Origin of the sequence: Uliginosibacterium sp. 31-16, assembly GCF_030730865.1 — a bacterium.
Lineage (GTDB): Bacteria > Pseudomonadota > Gammaproteobacteria > Burkholderiales > Rhodocyclaceae > Uliginosibacterium.
Genome location: NZ_JAVALZ010000003.1, coordinates 170875 through 188267 on the forward strand (window position 1 = coordinate 170875; position 17393 = coordinate 188267).

A 17393-nucleotide genomic window follows, 5' to 3' on the forward strand; every position below is an offset into this window, starting at 1 on the left:
TATGAGTCTGGCCTTGGCCTTGTTGTTGCTGGTCGTGCTGAATGGCGTTTTCGCCATGGCCGAGATAGCTGTTGTGTCTTCACGCAAGGCGCGTTTGCAGAAGCTGGCCGATGACGGCACGCATGGAGCCAAAGCAGCTCTGCGTTTGCATGACGACCCGTCCAGCTTCCTGTCGACCGTTCAGGTCGGCATTACTTCAATCGGGATTCTCAGCGGTGTAGTGGGGGAAGATGCTCTTGCCACCCCGATAGCTGAGTGGTTGAACACCTTTGCCGTGCTTGAACACTATGCGCGCCCGATGTCGGTAGGTTTGGTTGTCGTGTTCATCACCTATCTGTCAGTGGTGATCGGCGAGTTGGTTCCCAAGCGTCTGGCCCTGCTGGCTCCGGAAACCATCGCTTCCATCATTGCTCCACCGATGACTGCGCTGGCCCGTGCAACGCGTCCTCTGGTTTGGTTGTTCTCCTTCTCGGGAGATCTGATCCTGCGGCCCTTCAATGCCCGGCGCTCCGGCGAGCCGCCAGTTACCGACGAAGAGATCAAGGTGCTGATGGAGCAAGGGGCCGAGGCTGGTGTGTTCCATGAGAGCGAGCAGGAAATCGTGTCCAACGTTTTGCGTCTGGATGAGCAGCGTATCGGCACGATCATGACTCCGCGCAAAGACGTGATGTTTGTTGATCTGGATGAGCCGGAAGAGGTTCGCCGGACGATCGCAGACAGCGAATACGGACGTCTGGTTGTATGCCGGAGTGGCCTGGAAAACGTACTCGGTGTGTTGCATGTGGCTGATTTGCTCAAACCTGCGCTCAAGGGCGATGCCCTGGATGTCGAGGCGGCCATCCGCCCCGCATTGTTTGTGCCGGATACGGTTACAACCTCACAGCTGCTCGAGAATTTCCGCAAGACTCGCGGTCAGTTCGCGCTGGTTGTTGACGAGTATGGCGATATGGAAGGGGTGGTATCCCTGACGGATGTGCTGACCTCCATCGTTGGCGAACTGCCTGCTGACAACGAAGAAATCGACTCCGATGTGGTGCAGCGTGAAGACGGCAGCTGGCTGCTGGATGCTTCCATGACGGTTGAGCGTTTTTGTGACACGTTCGACGTGGACGAATTGCCTGGCTCCGATACCGGGGGATTTCACACCATTGGTGGCTTCGTGATGCATCAACTTGGCCGCGTCCCACGCGTTGCAGATCATTTCGAATGCTTGGGCATGCGCTTTGAGGTTATGGATATGGATCGTCACCGGGTCGACAAGGTACTGCTGACCGTGCTCGCCATCCCCACCTCCAGGGACGAACAGAGCAGCGACAGTTAGGGTTTGCATTCTCCGCCTCTGGTTGCTGCCATTGGCGTGTTTTTCTCCCTTTCTCCTCGAAGAGCCACGCCAGACGTGGCTCTTCTTCTTTTTGTCCGGCTTCGCAGGGCAAGCCTGCCCGCATGGGCAAGCGCTCCGTAATTGTGCGATGACACTACAAAACTGGCTTTAGATACGGCGGAGGATGTCGTTACGGTGCTGGTATGTGTAGCGCCGGCAATGCCGCCGCGTCGACAAGCCAAGTAGCGGGGGAATTCATGAAATCGATACTGCTGGTGGATGATTCGGCCACCGTACTGCTCAGTACTTCGAGCATTCTTGGCAAAGCGGGCTACGAAGTGCACAAGGCGGCTTCGGGTGATGAAGGGCTCAAACTTCTCAAGGACACACTACGTCCCAATCTGATCATCACTGATCTGAACATGCCGGGCATGAACGGTATCGAGTTCATCAAACAGGTTCGCTTGCTGCCCATGCTCAAGTTCGTGCCGATCCTGTTCCTGACCACTGAGTCGCAGCAGGCCAAACGGGCCGAAGCCAAGGCTGCTGGTGCTTCTGGCTGGCTGGTCAAACCGGTTACGGCTGATGAACTTACCTCCACCATCAAGCTGGTCATGAAATGAACACACAGCCGCTTGATTGCCATCGCTGCTTCATTTTGCGTGTGTCGCTGGTTTCTCTGGGCACTGCCGCAGTGATCGGCTTTTGTGCCTGGCTGGGCTTCGACTGGCTCAACCCCAGACTGCAGAACTGGTTTAGCCTTTCTTCCAGGGGGGCTGCTCTGCTGGTGGTCGAGCTGGCTGTGTTGCTGGCTTTTGCTGTGCAATTTGCTGTGTCGCTGATTCTTTTCCGTGATCCCGCTTTTGGTTTGACCTCACAAGGCAAGAAAACCGAGACTGACCTGCTGCAGACCTGGCAGAAACGAGTTTTGCCGGTCCGCGAGGAATTACTCCGTTTTCCTTCGTTCCAAGGGGTGGTGCGCCAGCAATTGGGGGCTGTCAGCACCGCGACCGAGGCTGCAGCGATGCGTATCATGGAGCGCTTGCAAAAGGTGGATGCAAAACTGAGTGATCTGAACGATTACATCGCGGGCTTCCATTCGGAATCTGAGCACCTGATGAGTACCTCGCGTGAGGGAATGGCACAGAACCAGAGCCGGGTTGATCAGATGCAGCGCTATATCTCGGAGCGCGTGGATGAGGCTTCTGAAGAGCAGCGCAAGATTGCCGAGATCGTGGCAGATGCGCGCGGGTTGGGCAGTCTGGTTGATCTGATCAAGCACGTTGCCGGCCAGACCAATCTGCTGGCGCTGAACGCGGCGATCGAAGCCGCGCGTGCCGGTGAGGCCGGACGAGGCTTTGCCGTAGTTGCCGACGAGGTGCGCAAGCTTTCCGTGCAGACCGAGCAAGCCGTGGTGCAGATCCGTGATGGCATCCTCAAGATGGCCAATAGTGTCGAGGAACAGTTTGCCGAGGCTCTCTCACACGACGTGCAGAAGGAAGAGGTTGTCACGCTGAAAGATTTCGAAAGCCAGCTCACCGAAATGGGGGTGCGCTACAACTATCTGGTCATGCGCGAGTGCGAGACGGTGGAACTGCTGCGGACCACCAGCGAGGATTTGACCCGTACCTTCATGGATGTGATGGCAGACATTCAGTTTCAGGATGTGACACGGCAGCAGGTCGAACATGTGGTTGGCGCGATGCAGGGGTTGGCGGGGCATCTGGCGCAAATGGCCGGAATACTTGACCCCTCAAGTCAGGAGGCGCCACCGCTAAAACCCCTGGCTGAAACCCTGGACCAGATGTTCTCCGGCTATGTGATGGATGGGCAGCGTGATGCACATGTTCAGGCTCTGGGACAAGGAAGCCCGACATCCAGTAGCGGGCCCAAAGTGGAGTTGTTCTGAACGATTCAGGCAGGAGCTGTGGACATGACAGAAACGGCAAGCAATCCAGTTGAACGCATCGTCCTCGCGGGCGGCCTGAACATCTACAGTGCAGCGGGCATCAAGACCCAGCTGCTTCAGGCGGTCGAGACTGCCAGCCAAGTCGAGCTGGACCTGCTCAAAGTCGAGGAGCTGGATACGGCGGGACTGCAGGTTCTCGTGCTCGCCAAGCGCGAGGCCGCCAGACGCGGGCATGAACTCCGGCTTGTGGCGCACAGCGATGAGGTGCGGGAAGCTCTGGATTTGTGCGGCATGGTGGGCTGGTTTGGCGATCCATTGCTGATTCCGGCTGATACCGTTGCAACAGGGAGCTAGCCATGGACCCGGTACGTGAAGCCTTTATCGCCGAATGCAACGAGCTTCTCACCGTGCTTGACGAGAGCCTGCTGGCGCTGGAAAAGGATACCTCCAATCCTGATCTCATCAATGCCATTTTCCGTGCCGTGCATACCATCAAGGGAGGCGCCGGCATCATCGAGTGCCGCTTCATTGAGAGTTTCGTACACGTTCTCGAAAACGTGCTGGATGACGTACGTGAGGGGCGTCTGGGAGTCGAAAGTGCTTTGCTTGATCTGATGTTCAGCTGTATTGATCAGGTACGCGCACTGCTGCCTTTTGTCGTTGATGAAACCAGTCAGCCTTCGCAGGCCTTGCTGGAGCAGAGTGCAGCCTTGCACGCGTTACTGCACAAGGTGACGGGAAGCGAAGCTGTGCCGCCTGCCGGCAGTGCTCTGGTTGCTGTGGATGAAGCCGTGCGTAGTGCGCGGGGCAGCCTGATTGGCCACGACTGCTGGCACGTTTCGATCCGTTTCGGCGAGAACGTGCTACGTGAGGGCATGGATCCACTGTCTTTCATCCGTTATCTCGCCAGCTTTGGCGAGATAGCCCATATCACGACGCTGACCGAGGCATTGCCACCTGCCGCCGAGATGGACCCCGAGAGCTGTTATCTCGGTTTCGAGATCGATTTCCGCTCCGATACCAGCAAGGAAAAGATCGAACGCGTGTTCGAATTCGTACGTGACAGTTGCCTGCTGCACATACTGCCACCAGACAGCCGGATCAATGATTACATCGATCTCATCATGAGCTTGCCGGAAGACAATCTGCGTCTGGGCGAAATTCTCGTGAGGGCAGGGGTGCTTACCGAGCAGGAATTGCGTGCCGGACTTTCCTTGCAACAGCAGGACATTACCGACGAACCGGCTCCGGCGCCGCTCGGGGCGATCCTGGTTGGGCAGCAGGTGGTGCAGAAAGAGCTGGTCGAGGCTGCAGTCAGCAAGCAGGCACAGATCAGCGAAAAGAAGGCCCAGGAAGCACAGCTGATTCGAGTGCACGCCGACAAACTTGATCACCTTATAAATCTGGTCGGCGAACTGGTGATTGCCGGCTCAGCGGCCTCGATGCAGGCCCAGCGTTCGCACGATCCGGTGATGAGCGAGGCGACATCGACCATCTCGCGCCTTGTTGAAGAGGTGCGTGATAGTGCCCTGCGCTTGCGCATGGTGCAGATCGGCGATGTATTCACGCGGTTCCAGCGTGTGGTGCGCGACGTGTCGAAGGAAATCGGCAAGGACATCGAACTGCAGATCCGCGGCGAGGACACCGAACTCGACAAAAGCGTGGTCGACAAGATCGGTGATCCGCTCATGCACCTGGTACGCAATGCCATGGACCACGGCATCGAAAGTGCCGGGCAGCGTCTGGCGCGGGGCAAACCTGCGCGTGGTCAGCTCGGTCTGAATGCCTATCACGAGTCAGGCAGTGTCGTGATAGAGGTCTCTGACGATGGTGGCGGGCTCAATCGGCAGAAAATCCGTGACAAAGCGATTGCGCGCGGCCTGATCGCGGCGAATGCCGAGCTATCGGACGCCGATCTCTGCAGGCTCATTTTCGAGCCCGGTTTTTCTACGGCAGAACAGGTCAGCAGCCTCTCCGGCCGTGGCGTTGGCATGGATGTGGTGCGCCGGAATATCGAAGCCCTGCGTGGCACTGTCGACGTCGAGAGCCGTGAGGGTGAAGGCAGTCTGATCCGCATTCGTTTGCCTCTCACGCTCGCGATCATTGATGGTTTCCTGATGGGGGTGGGGGGCTCGGCCTACGTCGTACCACTGGAAATGGTCGAGGAATGTATCGAGCGTGGTCATGAAAGCGTCGGGCGCAATTACATCAATCTGCGTGGCGAGGTGTTGCCCTGTATTCGTCTGCGTGAATTTCTGGAGATTGGCGGGCAGGCCGGACGGCGTGAAAACATCGTCGTCGTGCGCTATGGCGGGCGCAAGGCCGGCCTGCTGGTGGATGAATTGATGGGTGAATTCCAGACCGTGATCAAACCCCTCGGACGCATCTTCAACAAGCTGCGTGGAGTGGCCGGGTCGACGATTCTGGGTGGTGGAGAGGTCGCACTGATTCTGGATGTCCCAGCGCTGATCGGGCTGGCCGTCGATCAGGAAAAATCAAGCAGAGCTCTGGGCACGGCCAGTCACTGAGCCGGAGCAAAGAAGTTCAAGACGGATTCATACGAAGGAGCTGCATCATGTTCAAGAACCTGAAACTGGGGGCCAAACTGTCTGTCGGGTTTGGTCTGGTCGTGGCACTGATGGGAGTGATTGCAGTCGTCAGCTATACCCGGCTGAATACCCTGAATGAGCATATCCACAGCATCATCAACGACCGCTACCCGAAGACCGTGTGGGCTCAGGATGTTGTTAATGGCCTGAACGAGGTAGCCCGGATCGTGCGCAATGCAGCCCTTGTCGACAAACCCGAAATCGCCCAGAAGGAGCTCGCGCGCATTCCACCGATTCGCAAGGCTGTCGGTGAAGCGCTGGAGAAGCTGGACAAGACCATTACCAGTGACAGGGGGCGCGAGTTGCTCAAGAGTCTGGTCGAGGTGCGTACGGCCTATGGCGTGCAGCTTGATCTGGCAATCAAGCTGGCGGCTGAAGGCAAACGCGCCGAACTGACGGCGCTGCTGCTGGGTGACATGCGCGACAAACAGAATGCCTATTTCTCTTCTCTGGGGGCGATAACCGAGTATCAGAACAAACTCATGGAAGATGAGGGCAAAGAAGCCGAAGTGCTGGCCAAGAATGCGATCGTGCTGATCGTCAGCCTGTTTCTCGGCGCCTTGATTCTGGCCGGGGCCGCAGCCTGGCTGGTTACCCGCAGCATTACCCGGCCTATCGGCGCTGCGCTGGATGTCGCCAGCCGGATCGCCGAGGGTGACCTGACCGCTTCGGTCAAGATCGACAGCGCTGATGAAGTGGGGCAACTGCTGACCGCCATACAGGCCATGACTGACAAACTGTCGCAGATCATTACTGAGGTGCGCAGCTCGGCTGACAGCCTCTCCGGCGCAGCCGGCCAGATCAGTGCGACCTCGCAATCGCTGTCGCAGGCATCCAGCGAACAGGCCGCCAGTGTCGAGGAAACCTCGGCGTCGATGGAGGAAATGAGCAGCTCGATTGCCCAGAACGCCCAGAACGCCAAAGTCACCGACAGCATGGCGCTGAAAGCCTCGACTGAAGCCAACGAAGGCGGTGCGGCGGTCAGCCAGACCGTGCAGGCGATGAAACAGATCGCTGGCAAGATCGGCATCATCGACGACATTGCCTACCAGACCAATCTGCTGGCGCTGAATGCGGCCATCGAAGCAGCGCGTGCCGGCGAGCATGGCAAAGGTTTCGCGGTGGTGGCGGCCGAGGTGCGCAAGCTGGCCGAGCGCAGTCAGGTCGCGGCGCAGGAGATCGGCGAACTGGCCGGTGGCAGTGTCGAACTCGCCGGCAAGGCAGGCAGCTTGCTCGACGAAATCGTGCCATCGATTCAGAAAACCGCCGAGCTGGTGCAGGAAATAGCCGCAGCCTCGACCGAGCAGTCCGGCGGTGTTGGCCAGATCAATACTGCGCTGGGGCAGCTTTCACAACTGACCCAGCAAAACGCTTCAGCGTCCGAAGAGCTTGCCGCTACGGCCGAGGAAATGAGCGGGCAGGCCGAGCAGCTGCAGCAGCTGATGGCTTTCTTCAAGGTGACGGGTGGCAGCGCTACGCCGGGCGTAGCCGACAAGGCCATGCGTTCCACGCGCCGCACGGTGCGGACTGCTTCAGGCATCGAGCCCTCAGAGGGCGATTTCGTGCGCTATTAGGAGACGACCATGAGCAATCTCGTTCCGGCAGCTGCGGTGCGGGCCGCGGCGGAGGACAACGCCCAGTACCTCACCTTCATGCTGCGCGGTGAGCTGTTTGCCATCGGCATTCTGGCGATCAAGGAGATCATCGAGTACGGCAAGCTCACCACCATCCCGATGATGCCCGAGCACATTCGTGGGGTGATCAATCTGCGCGGCTCGGTCGTTCCGGTTGTCGACCTGTCCGCCCGTTTCGGGCGCGGTGGCAGCGAGATCACCCGGCGCAGCTGCATCGTCATCATCGAAATGCTGGCCGAAGGCGAGCGTCATGATATCGGCGTGGTGGTCGACGCAGTCTGTGAGGTGCTCGAAATCCCTGACGCGCAGATCGAGCCGCCACCGAGCTTTGGCGCCAACATCCGTACCGACTTCATCTCCGGAATGGGCAAGGTGAATGAGCAGTTCGTCATCATCCTGAGTGTCAATCATGTGCTGTCGCTTGACGAACTCGCGGCTCTCGGAGCCCTGCACGGCAGCCTGCAGGACAATCGGGAAAGTGAAGCCGTGGCCGCTTGAATGCCTGAGAGGGCTGCATGCATCTGCTTGATGGAGAGCCGCCTGCATGGTCGGTCTTCGATGGGGTGCCTTGAAAACCTGCGCCGCACGGACGTCTGCAGAGGTAGTTGTTGAAGATCAAGGCTGGATGCGGCTTTGCAGGCAGGAGATCCGGATGCCCGGGTGATGTGACTGACAATGAATTCGTGTGGTGAAGCATGCCAACCCTCATCCTGCCTGGCCTGAATGAGCGCCCCGAGAGCATCCAGGAAGTGTTTCTCAATCCTGGCGGTTTTCATTTTGGCCCGGCCGAGACGCGCATCGTGACCCTGCTGGGCTCCTGTGTTTCCATCACCCTGTGGCACCCGAAGTTGCGCGTGGGAGGCATGTGCCACTTCATGCTGCCTTCGCGCGGCGTGATTCCCGAGGGCGCCAGCTACGACGGGCGCTATGGCGACGAAGCCATGAAACTGTTCACCAGCCACATCATGCGCGTAGGGGCTGAGCCCGAAGAGTTCCATGCCAAGCTCTTCGGTGGCGCCAACATGTTTGCCGACATCAGCCAGCGTCAGGAAGCCAACGTTGGTGTCCGCAACATCGAAATGGGACTGCTCCAGCTGGATCGCTACGGCATCCCCTTGCTGGCCAAGCACCTGGGCGGTGAGGGGCATCGCAAGCTCATGTTCGATGTGTGGACGGGCGATGTGTGGCTCAAGCAGGCCGAGCCGGCGCGAGGGGAACGCAGGAGACCGCGATGAAACGGATCCGCGTGGCCGTTGTCGACGATTCGGCCATCGTGCGTCAGGTTGTCGCCGAAGTGCTGGCCCGGGCTGCAGACATCGAGCTGATCTTCACTGCGGCAGATCCCATCTTCGCAATGGGCAAGATGCAGGACAACTGGCCTGATGTGATCGTGCTGGATATCGAAATGCCACGCATGGACGGGCTTACCTTCCTGCGCAAGATCATGGCCGAGCGCCCCACGCCGGTCGTCATCTGCTCCTCGCTGACCGAACGGGGTGCCCATGTCACCATGGATGCGCTGGCTGCCGGGGCATTTGCCATCATCACAAAACCCAAGCTCGGTGTGCGCCAGTTCCTGCAGGATGCCTCCAGTGATTTGCTGGGTGCCGTGCGTGCTGCCGCTGCCGCCAATATCATCTGTCTGCATCAGGCCGTGACGCATGCCGTTCAGCCCGCACCGGCTCTGCCCGCCAGAGCACTGAGCCTGCCGCCTCGTACCCTCGGTAAGCGCCTGGTTGCCATCGGTACGTCCACTGGTGGCACGCTGGCGCTGGAACGCATCCTGCGCGAACTGCCAGCCGAAAGTCCTCCGCTCCTGATCGTGCAGCACATGCCGGAAAAATTCACGGCAGCCTTCGCCGAGCGCCTCGACTCGCTGTGTGCTCCCGAAATACTGGAGGCGCGGGATGGCGATCGCGTTCAGCCCGGTCGCGCCCTGATCGCCCCCGGCGCACGCCACATGCAACTGGTCCGCTCCGGTGGCGGATTTGCTGTGGCCGTGGCGGACGGTCCGCCGGTGAATCGTCACAAGCCATCAGTTGATGTGCTGTTCCGGTCAGTGGCCCGCGAAGCTGCCGCCAACGCGGTGGGCATCATCATGACCGGCATGGGCGATGATGGTGCGCGCGGTCTGCGCGAGATGAAAGATGCCGGCGCACACACGATTGCGCAGGATGAAGCCAGTTGCGTCGTTTATGGCATGCCTAAAGAGGCTGTGCGCCTGGGCGGAGTGGATGAACAGATCGCGCTGGACCAGATCGCCAGGCGCTTGCTGGAGCTGGCATGAAAGAGTCGCCGCCGATGCTTGATGAGAGCGCCGAGCTTGTGTACCAGATCGACCAGGATGACCTGCTGATATTTTTTAACGCGCAGCGGGATGCTTTTGCAGAGGACAATGACTGTGCGGATCTGGTCAGCAGGAATATATGCAGAACGTCGATCTGGCAGTTCATCCATGATGCTGAAACCCGCCATTTGCATCAGATCCTGCTCAAGAAAGTGCGCACGGAAGCGGTCATGCTGGATCTGGAATTTCGCTGCGACTCGCCAGTTTTGCGGCGTTTCATGCGCATGCAAATCTGCGGGAAGGAGAGTGGCCGGGTCGAGTATCGCTGCCGCATCATCAGGACTGAGCCGCGCGAGCCGGTGGTGATTGCGTCTGCCCCCGTGACGGGGTGCGGTCCGCTGTTACGGCTGTGCAGCTGGTGCAAGAAGATGGATGTTGGCCGCGATTCGTGGATGGAAATCGAGGATGCCGTGAATTTTCTGGGCCTGTTCTCTTTGACGGAAATTCCGCCGATCACCCACACCATCTGTGCCGACTGTTTCAATGCGCTGGAGGATGCCTGAGCGCGGCGCACTGCCTTCCTGTGCGAGTCGATGCCGCAAAGAAAGATACGGGAGTGGTTCTCCGGAGTGCAGGCTTACTCGCCGTTTTTCAGGCTGGCTGGATCTAGGATGACCGAGCCGTCAGGCCCCCAGTGGACCTTGGTGATGCCGGGCTCGATGCTTTCAAGCAGATGCGCCTCCATGTCTGCAGGGCTCAGATCGCCACAATCCAGCCGCATCAGATCGGCCAGACGCTTGTTTTCCAGCAACAGTTCGCGGTGAGCCAGCGACTGGGCGATGGCGGAGACCAGTTCGTAGTCATTCCATGGTTTGGCGATGAAACGATCAATGCCGACTTCATTGACTGCGCGCAGCAACGCATTCAGGTCCGCATAGCCGGAGAGGATCAGACGGCAGGCATCGGGTTGGCAGGCCTTGGCCGCCTTCAGGAAACTCACGCCATCCATCTCCGGCATGCGGTAATCGCTGATGAAGAGATCGAAGGGCGTGTGCTCGATGCGGGCCAGTGCCGCTCGCGCCGAACTGAACGCTTCAATTTCCAGTTCGAAAGACTGATTGCCATAGGAGCAGGGAACCATGCGCAGCAAGCGGCGCAGCGATTGCAGGATGGCGGGCTCATCGTCGAGGATCAGGATCTGGCTCATGGCGACACCTCATCGGAAGGGGTTGGCTCCGGTTGGTGAACCGGCAGCACAATACGGAATGTGGTGCCATGCCCCGGCTTGCTGGTGACGTCGATGCGGCCGTGATGGCGGTTGATGATGCCGAAGACCAGTGAAAGGCCCAGACCTGTGCCCACGCCGACTGGCTTGGTGGTGAAGAAAGGCTCGAAGATGCGGTTCATATGCTCGGGGTCAATGCCCTTGCCCGTGTCCGTGATGCTGATCCACACCTGATCAGATCCTTCCAGCCCGCTGCGCAAGGTGATTTCTCCCTGCGTCTCGATGGCCTGTGCGGCATTGACCAACAGGTTCATGAAGACCTGATTGATCTGTGAAATCACGCAATCCACTTCGGGCAGCTGACCATATTCCTTGCGAACCGTGCATTTGTATTTCAGTTCGTTGGTCACGATGTTCAACGTGGAGTCCAGCCCTTTGTGGAGGTCGGCGCAGCTCCATTCCTGATTGCCGGTACGCGAGAAATCACGCAGATCCTGCACGATCTTGCGCACGCGCAGCAGGCCTTCGCGCGATTCATCGAGCAGCGGGAAAATATCTGCGCGCAGGTAGTTGTAATCCTGATCCTGCTTGATGCGAACGATTTCTTGCGCGCGCGGGTCGTCTTCTGCCTTGTCATCGTTCAGCAGAGTGTAGGCATCGCACAGATTGACCAGCGCCGTGATGTATTCGGTCAGGGTTCCAAGATTGGAGGTGACGAAGCCGATCGGGTTGTTCAACTCGTGGGCGACACCGGCAGCCAGCTGGCCGATGGCGGCGAGTTTCTCTGACTGCAACAGCTGGTTATGAGCCTCTTCCAGTTTCTTGTTGAGAGCCTGCTGGGCGGCGAGATTTTCTGCAAGCAGCAATTCGTGGGCTTTGCGCTCACTGATGTCGGTGAGCACCCCGTCGATGAAAACCGGCTTGCCGCTGTCGTCAAGCGTGACACTGCTCAGATCCGAAACCCACAGCTCCGTGCTGTCGGCGCAAAGCAAACGATATTCCTGTGTGTAGGTGCTGCGTTCGTCGGCCAGATAGGCGCTGACTTCTGCGCCGATGCGAGCCAGATCGTCAGGGTGGATCATGGCGACAAACGCCGGGCGACCGGCGAGCAGATCGGCCGGTTCGTAGCCCCAGCGACGGACATTGTCGGAAACAAAGAGCACTGGCCAGCCATCCCCGGTACTCCAGCGGAAACAAACTGCCGGGCTGGCCTCTACCACCTGCACAGCCTGCTGCAAGGCCCGCTCGGCACGCATCTTCTGCATGATGCGCCAGGTGTCGTTGGCGATCAGTTGCACACTCTCGACATCCAGATCGGTGTAGTCCGTGCCCTTGTTGCCTACCCCCGCGATCATGCGGACCTGACCGCTTTCAATAACGGGGACGCTGATCAGGCGCTGCAGGTGAGAGTGTCCTTCTGGCAAGCCCTTCTTGCCGGTGACGCTGGCGTAATCGTTGATGACAACAGGCTGTTTGCTGCGTGCCGAATCGGCCCAGATGCCGGCCTGGCTGATCGGATAGTGTTTGTCGTATTTGGCCGTGCAGTAATGTGCCAGCGTGTTGCGCGACCAGGCGACCAGTTCGATGCTCTCCTGGTCTTCGTTCACGCAATGGATGAAGGCAATCTGGCTGCTGGTGAGGCGTTCGGCGACGTCCTGGGCATATGCCATGAAGGCCGGTTCATCCAGCTGTTCGGCCTGCAAGGGCAGATCAAGCAAAGCGCTGGCCCGCTGGGTCTGCAAGGCGAGCATCGTATCGACCTGGTGTTTGGCGGTGACGTCGGTGGCCACTCCGTTCCAGACGATTCTGCCCTGGTCGTCGAGCTCTGGCTGGCGGCGTGAGCGGAGGTTGACCCAGCCCCAGTGCTGGTCAGCCCGGAGGACGCGCAGATCGATATCCAGATCTCCGTCGGTGGAGGCCAGTGCAGTGCGCAGTGCGGGAAGCTCTGCCGGTTCCAGGCGGGCATAGAATCGGTCGGTGTTGCCGAGCAGTTCGGCTGGGCTGATACCCAGCAGACGCTCCACGCCGGAGCTGACATAGAGAATTTCACGCGTGCCATCTGGTCGCTGACCCACCTGATACAACACGCTGTCAGGGAGATTGTCACCCAGCGTACGCAGGCGTTCCTCGCTCTGACGCAAGGCATCTTCGGCCAGATGGCGCGCAGTCACATCCAGGGTAATGCCACCCAGCGCGGGGGGGGCGTCGTCGCGCGGGATGATGAATTTGGTGGACTCATAAACGTGACCGTTGAATTCCTCTTCGATGGTTTCTGTGCGGCCGCTGGCGAGTACCCGCAGGTCGTCGGCCACAATGCTTTCGCCGAACCTGCCAGGGAATATCTCGCTGGATAGCTTGCCAATCATGCTGGCCGGGTCGATGCCCAGCAGATCCTTGAAGCCCCGGTTGGCGATCAGAACACGTGATTCGCTGTCTTTTACATAGGCCGTACCCGGCAGGTGATCAATGAAACCCTGCAGGGTGCGAACGGCTTCGCGCTGGGCTCGTGCATCGGCATTGCGCTGGGTGATATCGGTGGCGAGCAGTACGGCATGCTCGCCATCGCCCAGCGGGTAGAGCATGCTGAGGTATTCGACGCCATTGCGGCTGTCCGTCAGCGTGACCGGTTCATGGCTGGTACGGGCGCAGGCTTCTTCTACTGCGGCTTTGCGCTGTGGCAGGACTTCCGGCGGAAGCCGTCTGAAGACGTTGCTGCCGACAAGAGCTTCCGGGGTGCTGCCCAGACGCGTTGCGCCGGTCTGGTTGATGAGTTTGATCGTGCCGTCCCGGCTCACCATGTGCAGGGTTTCCGGCACCGCATCGATGAAGGCCCGCAACAGCTGCATGTCCTGAGCCTGCTGGGCGCGGCTGGCTGCGTCCATGGCCTGCTTGCGCCCTTGCCGCAGCAAGAGTGTCAGTGTGCCCAGCAGTATCAGCAGGAGCAGCCCGAAAGCCAGACTCTCGCGGCGGGCCTCGGCATAGACTTCGTCCGCATCAAGTTTGGCGATCACGCGCCAGGGGCTGTTGCCGACAGGGTGAATGGCGCGCAGGACTTCGACATTGCGATAGTCGAGGCCGGAGGCCAGAACGGTTTTCTCGGTATCGAGCTGGATGGCTCGTACTTGCAGACTGCGAATCGGGAGCCGCAGCCGTGGCGGAGGCGTCGGGTCGTGAAGCAGTGGTGCGAGGAATTCCACTTCGTCCCCGGCTGGCCGGAACAGCAGGGTTTCGGCACTGGAGCTGATGCCCGGCCAGGTCTGGATGAACGGGTAGAGATAGCGGTAAGGGTCGATCTCCAGCAGCATGAAACCGATACCCTGCGTGCCGTTGGCAACGTTCAGGCTCAGCGGAGAAACAAAGGCCAGGCGTGCCTGACCGCTGCTGCCGGAGTAGAAGTCAATCAGACGGGCGCGCTGATCTGGCGTAGGTCGGGTATCCAGTGGTTGCGGAACCGCGGGTGACTTGCCGTCGGTACTCAGGGCAAAGCGGCCCTGTTCATCGTAGAGGGCAATCCGCAAGGCTTCCGGATGACGGCGCAGATAGAAGCGCATGCGCTCCAGCAGCAGCTCTCCCGCTTTTTCTCGCGTGGCCGGGCGGCTCTGTTGCCACGCCGCGAAAGCACTGCTTAATGAGCTGGATGGGGGCTGAATCATGCCGCTGCGTTTGTCGTCGAGCCAGCGCTCGATTTCGTGAGCCTTGAGTTCGGCAATGACAGCCAGGTTGGCCTGGGCGGCTTCGCGGGTTTCGCGGTAGAAATAGGTGCAGACGAGAGCGATGATGAGCGACGTCGCGAGAACGCCCAGCAGCGGCCATCTCCAGACATGCAGGCTGGAGAAGAAGGCGGGGCGCGGCTGTGCGGGCAGGCTCATGACTCTGCTCCTGAATCACCTTGCCGGCCTGCGATGCGAAAGGCTTCGCGCACCTGTTCGCGCAGCTGGTCGTCTTCCCATGGTTTGGTGAGGAATTTGTACACCGCACCGTGATTGACCGCATCCATCACGGCTTCAAGTTCGGTGTAACCAGAGAGGATGATGCGCAGGCTGTCGGGGTAGAGCTGGCGCACACGGGTAAAGAATTCGGTTCCGGTCATGCCGGCCATGCGCTGATCCGAGATGATGACCTGGGCGGGGGTGCGGGCAAGCAGCTCAAAGGCATCGTTGCCATTCTGTGCGGTGATGATGTTGTAGTTCTCGTGGCGGAACAGACGGTGCATGGCGTTGAGGATCGCCGGTTCATCATCCACGATGAGCAGGGTCTGCTTGCTGGCTGCGGTGGCAGTCGCTCCCAGATGCAGCCTGGCTTTCTGTGCGAGCAGCTGGGCGATGGCGTCTGGCGCGGCAGGGCGACTGAACAGATAGCCCTGCATTGCGTCGCAGCGTCGGTTGCGCAGGAAGATCGCCTGCGCCTCGGTTTCCACGCCTTCGGCCAGCACCGACAGGTTCAGGCCGTGGGCAATCGCAATGGCGGCGGTGGCAATGGCGGCGTTGGCGGGATTGTGGGTGATGTCGCTGACAAAGCCCTGATCAATCTTGAGTTTGTCGAAGGGGAAACGTGCCACGTAGGCCAGCGAGGAATAGCCGGTGCCGAAATCGTCGAGCGACAGCTTGACCCCTAGTGCCTTGAGTTTGCGACAGGTAGCGACCGCAGCATCGATATTGTTGATCAGCGCAGATTCGGTGACTTCCAGCTCCAGCAGCTCGGCCGGCAAACCGGTTTCTGCGAGCACGGCCGCAACCTCATCAACCAGCGTGTCGCCGCGGAACTGACGGGTCGACAGGTTGACTGCCACGCGCATGCGGCCTAGCCCCTGATCAAGCCATTCCTTGTTCTGTGCGCAGGCCTGACGCATCACCCAGCTGCCGATGGGTATGATCAGGCCGGTTTCTTCCGCCACCGGAATGAATTCGCCGGGACTGACCATGCCCAGCTCGGCGTTGTGCCAGCGCAGCAGGGCCTCGGTACCGATGATGTTGCCGGAATCCAGATTGTTCTGGGCCTGGTACACCACGCTCAGTTCGTTGCGTGCCAGTGCGCCGCGCAGCTGGGCTTCGATGGCCTGACGACGCCTGGCATCGGCGTCCATGCTGGGCGAGTAGAAGCTGACGCAGTTGCCGCCTTCAAGCTTGGCGCGGATCAGCGCCGCGTCCGCCGCCTTGAGCAGGGTCTCGCCATCTTCTCCATCGCGTGGCGCGACGCTGATGCCGATGCTGGCGGTGACGATCAGGGGGTGGTTGTCGTGCTCAAGGGGGCGGGCGATCACGTCCTGCAGACGCTGGGCCAGCAGGATGGCATCTTCGGCTGCATTCAGGTTGCTCAACAGGAAGCAGAATTCGTTACCGGAAAGACGGGCGACTGTATCGCCCTGGCGGATTTGCTTGGCAAAACGTCGTGCCATGTCGACGAGCACGCGATCCCCGGTGGCCTGACTCAAGGTGTCGTTGATCAGGCGGAAACGGTCCAGGTTCACCAGGATCGCCGCCGAGCAGCGCCCGCTGCGTCTCGAGGCGACCAGGGATTGCTCCATGCGGTCGAGGAACAGGCTGCGGTTGGGCAGGCCGGTCAGCGGATCGAACTGGGTGAGCTGGTTGATGCGGTCGACCAGACGTTTCTGTTCGGCAACGTAGCCGAACTGGCCGACGTAATGGCTTGGCTGACCAGCTTCGTCAAGAACGCTGCTGATGCGCAGCCACTCGGTATAGGTGCTGCCATCCTTGTGCCGGTTGATGATCTCACCTTGCCAGCAGCCGTTTTCAACAATGGCCTGCCACATGGCAAGGTAATACTCCGGGTCTTGCTGGCCGGATTTGAGGATGCGCGGATTGTGGCCCTTGACCTCGGCCAGCGTGTAGCCGGACATCTGGGTAAACGTGTCGTTGACCAGCAGGATGTTGCCGGCCGCATCGGTGACACAGATCCCGTCCCGGCTGCCGCGCAGGACTGCCAGCGCAAGCTGGAGCTCGTTGTCGGGCGCCTGGTAACTGGCCATCGTGGCGTGGTACTGGACGGCAATCCTGATCGCCGCGGGCAGACGCAGCAAGGCTTCGTCACACAGACAGTCAGCAGCGCCCTGCCACATGGCCTGGGCGGCAAAACCGACCAGTTCTTCAGCGCAGCACAGCATGATCACAGGCAGTGATCCGGGGTGGCGGCGCACCCGCTGCAGCAGCATCAGGCCGGCAGGCCCGGAGTCTTCGCTGGCGATGCTCAGATTCGGGTGCTGTGCGCACAGCAGACAATCCGCATCGGCATGTTCCAGCGCCTGCTCCAGTTCGCCGAGCTGGTTGAGTGGGGTGAGGTTGAATGCTTCTCCCGAGGCGTGCAGCACGGCACTGATGGTGTCATACAGCGGCGGATCAGCATCGATCAGCAATACCTGAATGGGAGAGGTGGATGCAGGTCTGTTCATGT

Annotated in this window: 12 protein-coding genes and 1 pseudogene; 10 read left to right on the plus strand and 3 right to left on the minus strand. The window is 59.9% G+C overall.

The window, feature by feature from the left end; genetic code table 11:
• Position 1 precedes the first annotated feature (1 nt).
• From Q9Q94_RS12650 to Q9Q94_RS12695, 10 genes and pseudogenes are all read left to right on the plus strand, one after another.
• Positions 2-1321 (plus strand): hemolysin family protein, encoded by a 1320-nt coding sequence (locus Q9Q94_RS12650; protein WP_305980442.1) that lies wholly within the window; start codon positions 2-4, stop codon positions 1319-1321.
• 257 nt (positions 1322-1578) lie between these two features.
• Positions 1579-1944 carry a response regulator gene (locus Q9Q94_RS12655; RefSeq protein WP_305980443.1) on the plus strand — a complete coding sequence of 122 codons (366 nt, stop codon included), beginning with the start codon at positions 1579-1581 and terminating at the stop codon, positions 1942-1944.
• A gap of 638 nt (positions 1945-2582) precedes the next feature.
• Positions 2583-3230 (plus strand): annotated as a pseudogene (locus tag Q9Q94_RS18040) (methyl-accepting chemotaxis protein); the annotation flags it as partial.
• A 24-nt stretch (positions 3231-3254) separates the two neighbouring features.
• Positions 3255-3584, plus strand: coding sequence for a lipid asymmetry maintenance protein MlaB (locus Q9Q94_RS12665; RefSeq protein ID WP_305980445.1), 330 nt, complete (start codon positions 3255-3257; stop codon positions 3582-3584).
• Between the two features lie 2 nt (positions 3585-3586).
• Positions 3587-5758: a chemotaxis protein CheA gene (locus tag Q9Q94_RS12670; protein WP_305980446.1), complete on the plus strand. Its 2172-nt coding sequence runs from the start codon at positions 3587-3589 to the stop codon at positions 5756-5758.
• A 47-nt stretch (positions 5759-5805) separates the two neighbouring features.
• The gene (locus Q9Q94_RS12675) at positions 5806-7413 is read left to right on the plus strand and encodes a methyl-accepting chemotaxis protein (protein ID WP_305980447.1); all 1608 of its coding nucleotides are present in this window, start codon (positions 5806-5808) and stop codon (positions 7411-7413) included.
• 9 nt (positions 7414-7422) lie between these two features.
• Positions 7423-7971, plus strand: coding sequence for a chemotaxis protein CheW (locus Q9Q94_RS12680; RefSeq protein ID WP_305980448.1), 549 nt, complete (start codon positions 7423-7425; stop codon positions 7969-7971).
• Between the two features lie 197 nt (positions 7972-8168).
• On the plus strand, positions 8169-8708 hold the full coding sequence (locus Q9Q94_RS12685; RefSeq protein WP_305980449.1) for a chemotaxis protein CheD: 540 nt from the start codon (positions 8169-8171) through the stop codon (positions 8706-8708).
• Positions 8705-9760 carry a chemotaxis response regulator protein-glutamate methylesterase gene (locus tag Q9Q94_RS12690; RefSeq protein WP_305980450.1) on the plus strand — a complete coding sequence of 352 codons (1056 nt, stop codon included), beginning with the start codon at positions 8705-8707 and terminating at the stop codon, positions 9758-9760. Before Q9Q94_RS12685 ends, Q9Q94_RS12690 begins: the two co-directional genes overlap by 4 nt.
• The gene (locus Q9Q94_RS12695) at positions 9757-10323 is read left to right on the plus strand and encodes a hypothetical protein (protein ID WP_305980451.1); all 567 of its coding nucleotides are present in this window, start codon (positions 9757-9759) and stop codon (positions 10321-10323) included. Before Q9Q94_RS12690 ends, Q9Q94_RS12695 begins: the two co-directional genes overlap by 4 nt.
• 74 nt (positions 10324-10397) lie before the next feature.
• Here Q9Q94_RS12695 and Q9Q94_RS12700 read toward each other — a convergent pair whose 3' ends face one another.
• Genes Q9Q94_RS12700 through Q9Q94_RS12710 form a run of 3 tightly spaced genes read right to left on the minus strand, consistent with a single transcriptional unit; the run spans position 10398 to position 17391 of the window.
• Positions 10398-10967, minus strand: coding sequence for a response regulator (locus Q9Q94_RS12700; protein WP_305980452.1), 570 nt, complete (start codon positions 10965-10967; stop codon positions 10398-10400).
• Positions 10964-14854 carry a PAS domain-containing protein gene (locus Q9Q94_RS12705; protein WP_305980453.1) on the minus strand — a complete coding sequence of 1297 codons (3891 nt, stop codon included), beginning with the start codon at positions 14852-14854 and terminating at the stop codon, positions 10964-10966. Before Q9Q94_RS12705 ends, Q9Q94_RS12700 begins: the two co-directional genes overlap by 4 nt.
• Entirely contained in the window at positions 14851-17391 is a 2541-nt protein-coding gene (locus tag Q9Q94_RS12710) for an EAL domain-containing protein (protein WP_305980454.1), read from the minus strand. The genes Q9Q94_RS12705 and Q9Q94_RS12710 overlap by 4 nt, the downstream gene beginning before the upstream one ends.
• Positions 17392-17393: the final 2 nt, after the last annotated feature.

What these genes read in the sequence shown, in the direction of transcription:
- Q9Q94_RS12710 (WP_305980454.1), bottom strand. Translation starts at nt 17,391, where the DNA reads ATGAACAGACCTGCATCCACCTCTCCCATTCAGGTATTGCTGATCGAT.
- Q9Q94_RS12665 (WP_305980445.1), top strand. Translation starts at nt 3,255, where the DNA reads ATGACAGAAACGGCAAGCAATCCAGTTGAACGCATCGTCCTCGCGGGC.
- Q9Q94_RS12705 (WP_305980453.1), bottom strand. Translation starts at nt 14,854, where the DNA reads ATGAGCCTGCCCGCACAGCCGCGCCCCGCCTTCTTCTCCAGCCTGCAT.
- Q9Q94_RS12690 (WP_305980450.1), top strand. Translation starts at nt 8,705, where the DNA reads ATGAAACGGATCCGCGTGGCCGTTGTCGACGATTCGGCCATCGTGCGT.
- Q9Q94_RS12675 (WP_305980447.1), top strand. Translation starts at nt 5,806, where the DNA reads ATGTTCAAGAACCTGAAACTGGGGGCCAAACTGTCTGTCGGGTTTGGT.
- Q9Q94_RS12700 (WP_305980452.1), bottom strand. Translation starts at nt 10,967, where the DNA reads ATGAGCCAGATCCTGATCCTCGACGATGAGCCCGCCATCCTGCAATCG.
- Q9Q94_RS12655 (WP_305980443.1), top strand. Translation starts at nt 1,579, where the DNA reads ATGAAATCGATACTGCTGGTGGATGATTCGGCCACCGTACTGCTCAGT.
- Q9Q94_RS12685 (WP_305980449.1), top strand. Translation starts at nt 8,169, where the DNA reads ATGCCAACCCTCATCCTGCCTGGCCTGAATGAGCGCCCCGAGAGCATC.
- Q9Q94_RS12650 (WP_305980442.1), top strand. Translation starts at nt 2, where the DNA reads ATGAGTCTGGCCTTGGCCTTGTTGTTGCTGGTCGTGCTGAATGGCGTT.
- Q9Q94_RS12680 (WP_305980448.1), top strand. Translation starts at nt 7,423, where the DNA reads ATGAGCAATCTCGTTCCGGCAGCTGCGGTGCGGGCCGCGGCGGAGGAC.
- Q9Q94_RS12670 (WP_305980446.1), top strand. Translation starts at nt 3,587, where the DNA reads ATGGACCCGGTACGTGAAGCCTTTATCGCCGAATGCAACGAGCTTCTC.
- Q9Q94_RS12695 (WP_305980451.1), top strand. Translation starts at nt 9,757, where the DNA reads ATGAAAGAGTCGCCGCCGATGCTTGATGAGAGCGCCGAGCTTGTGTAC.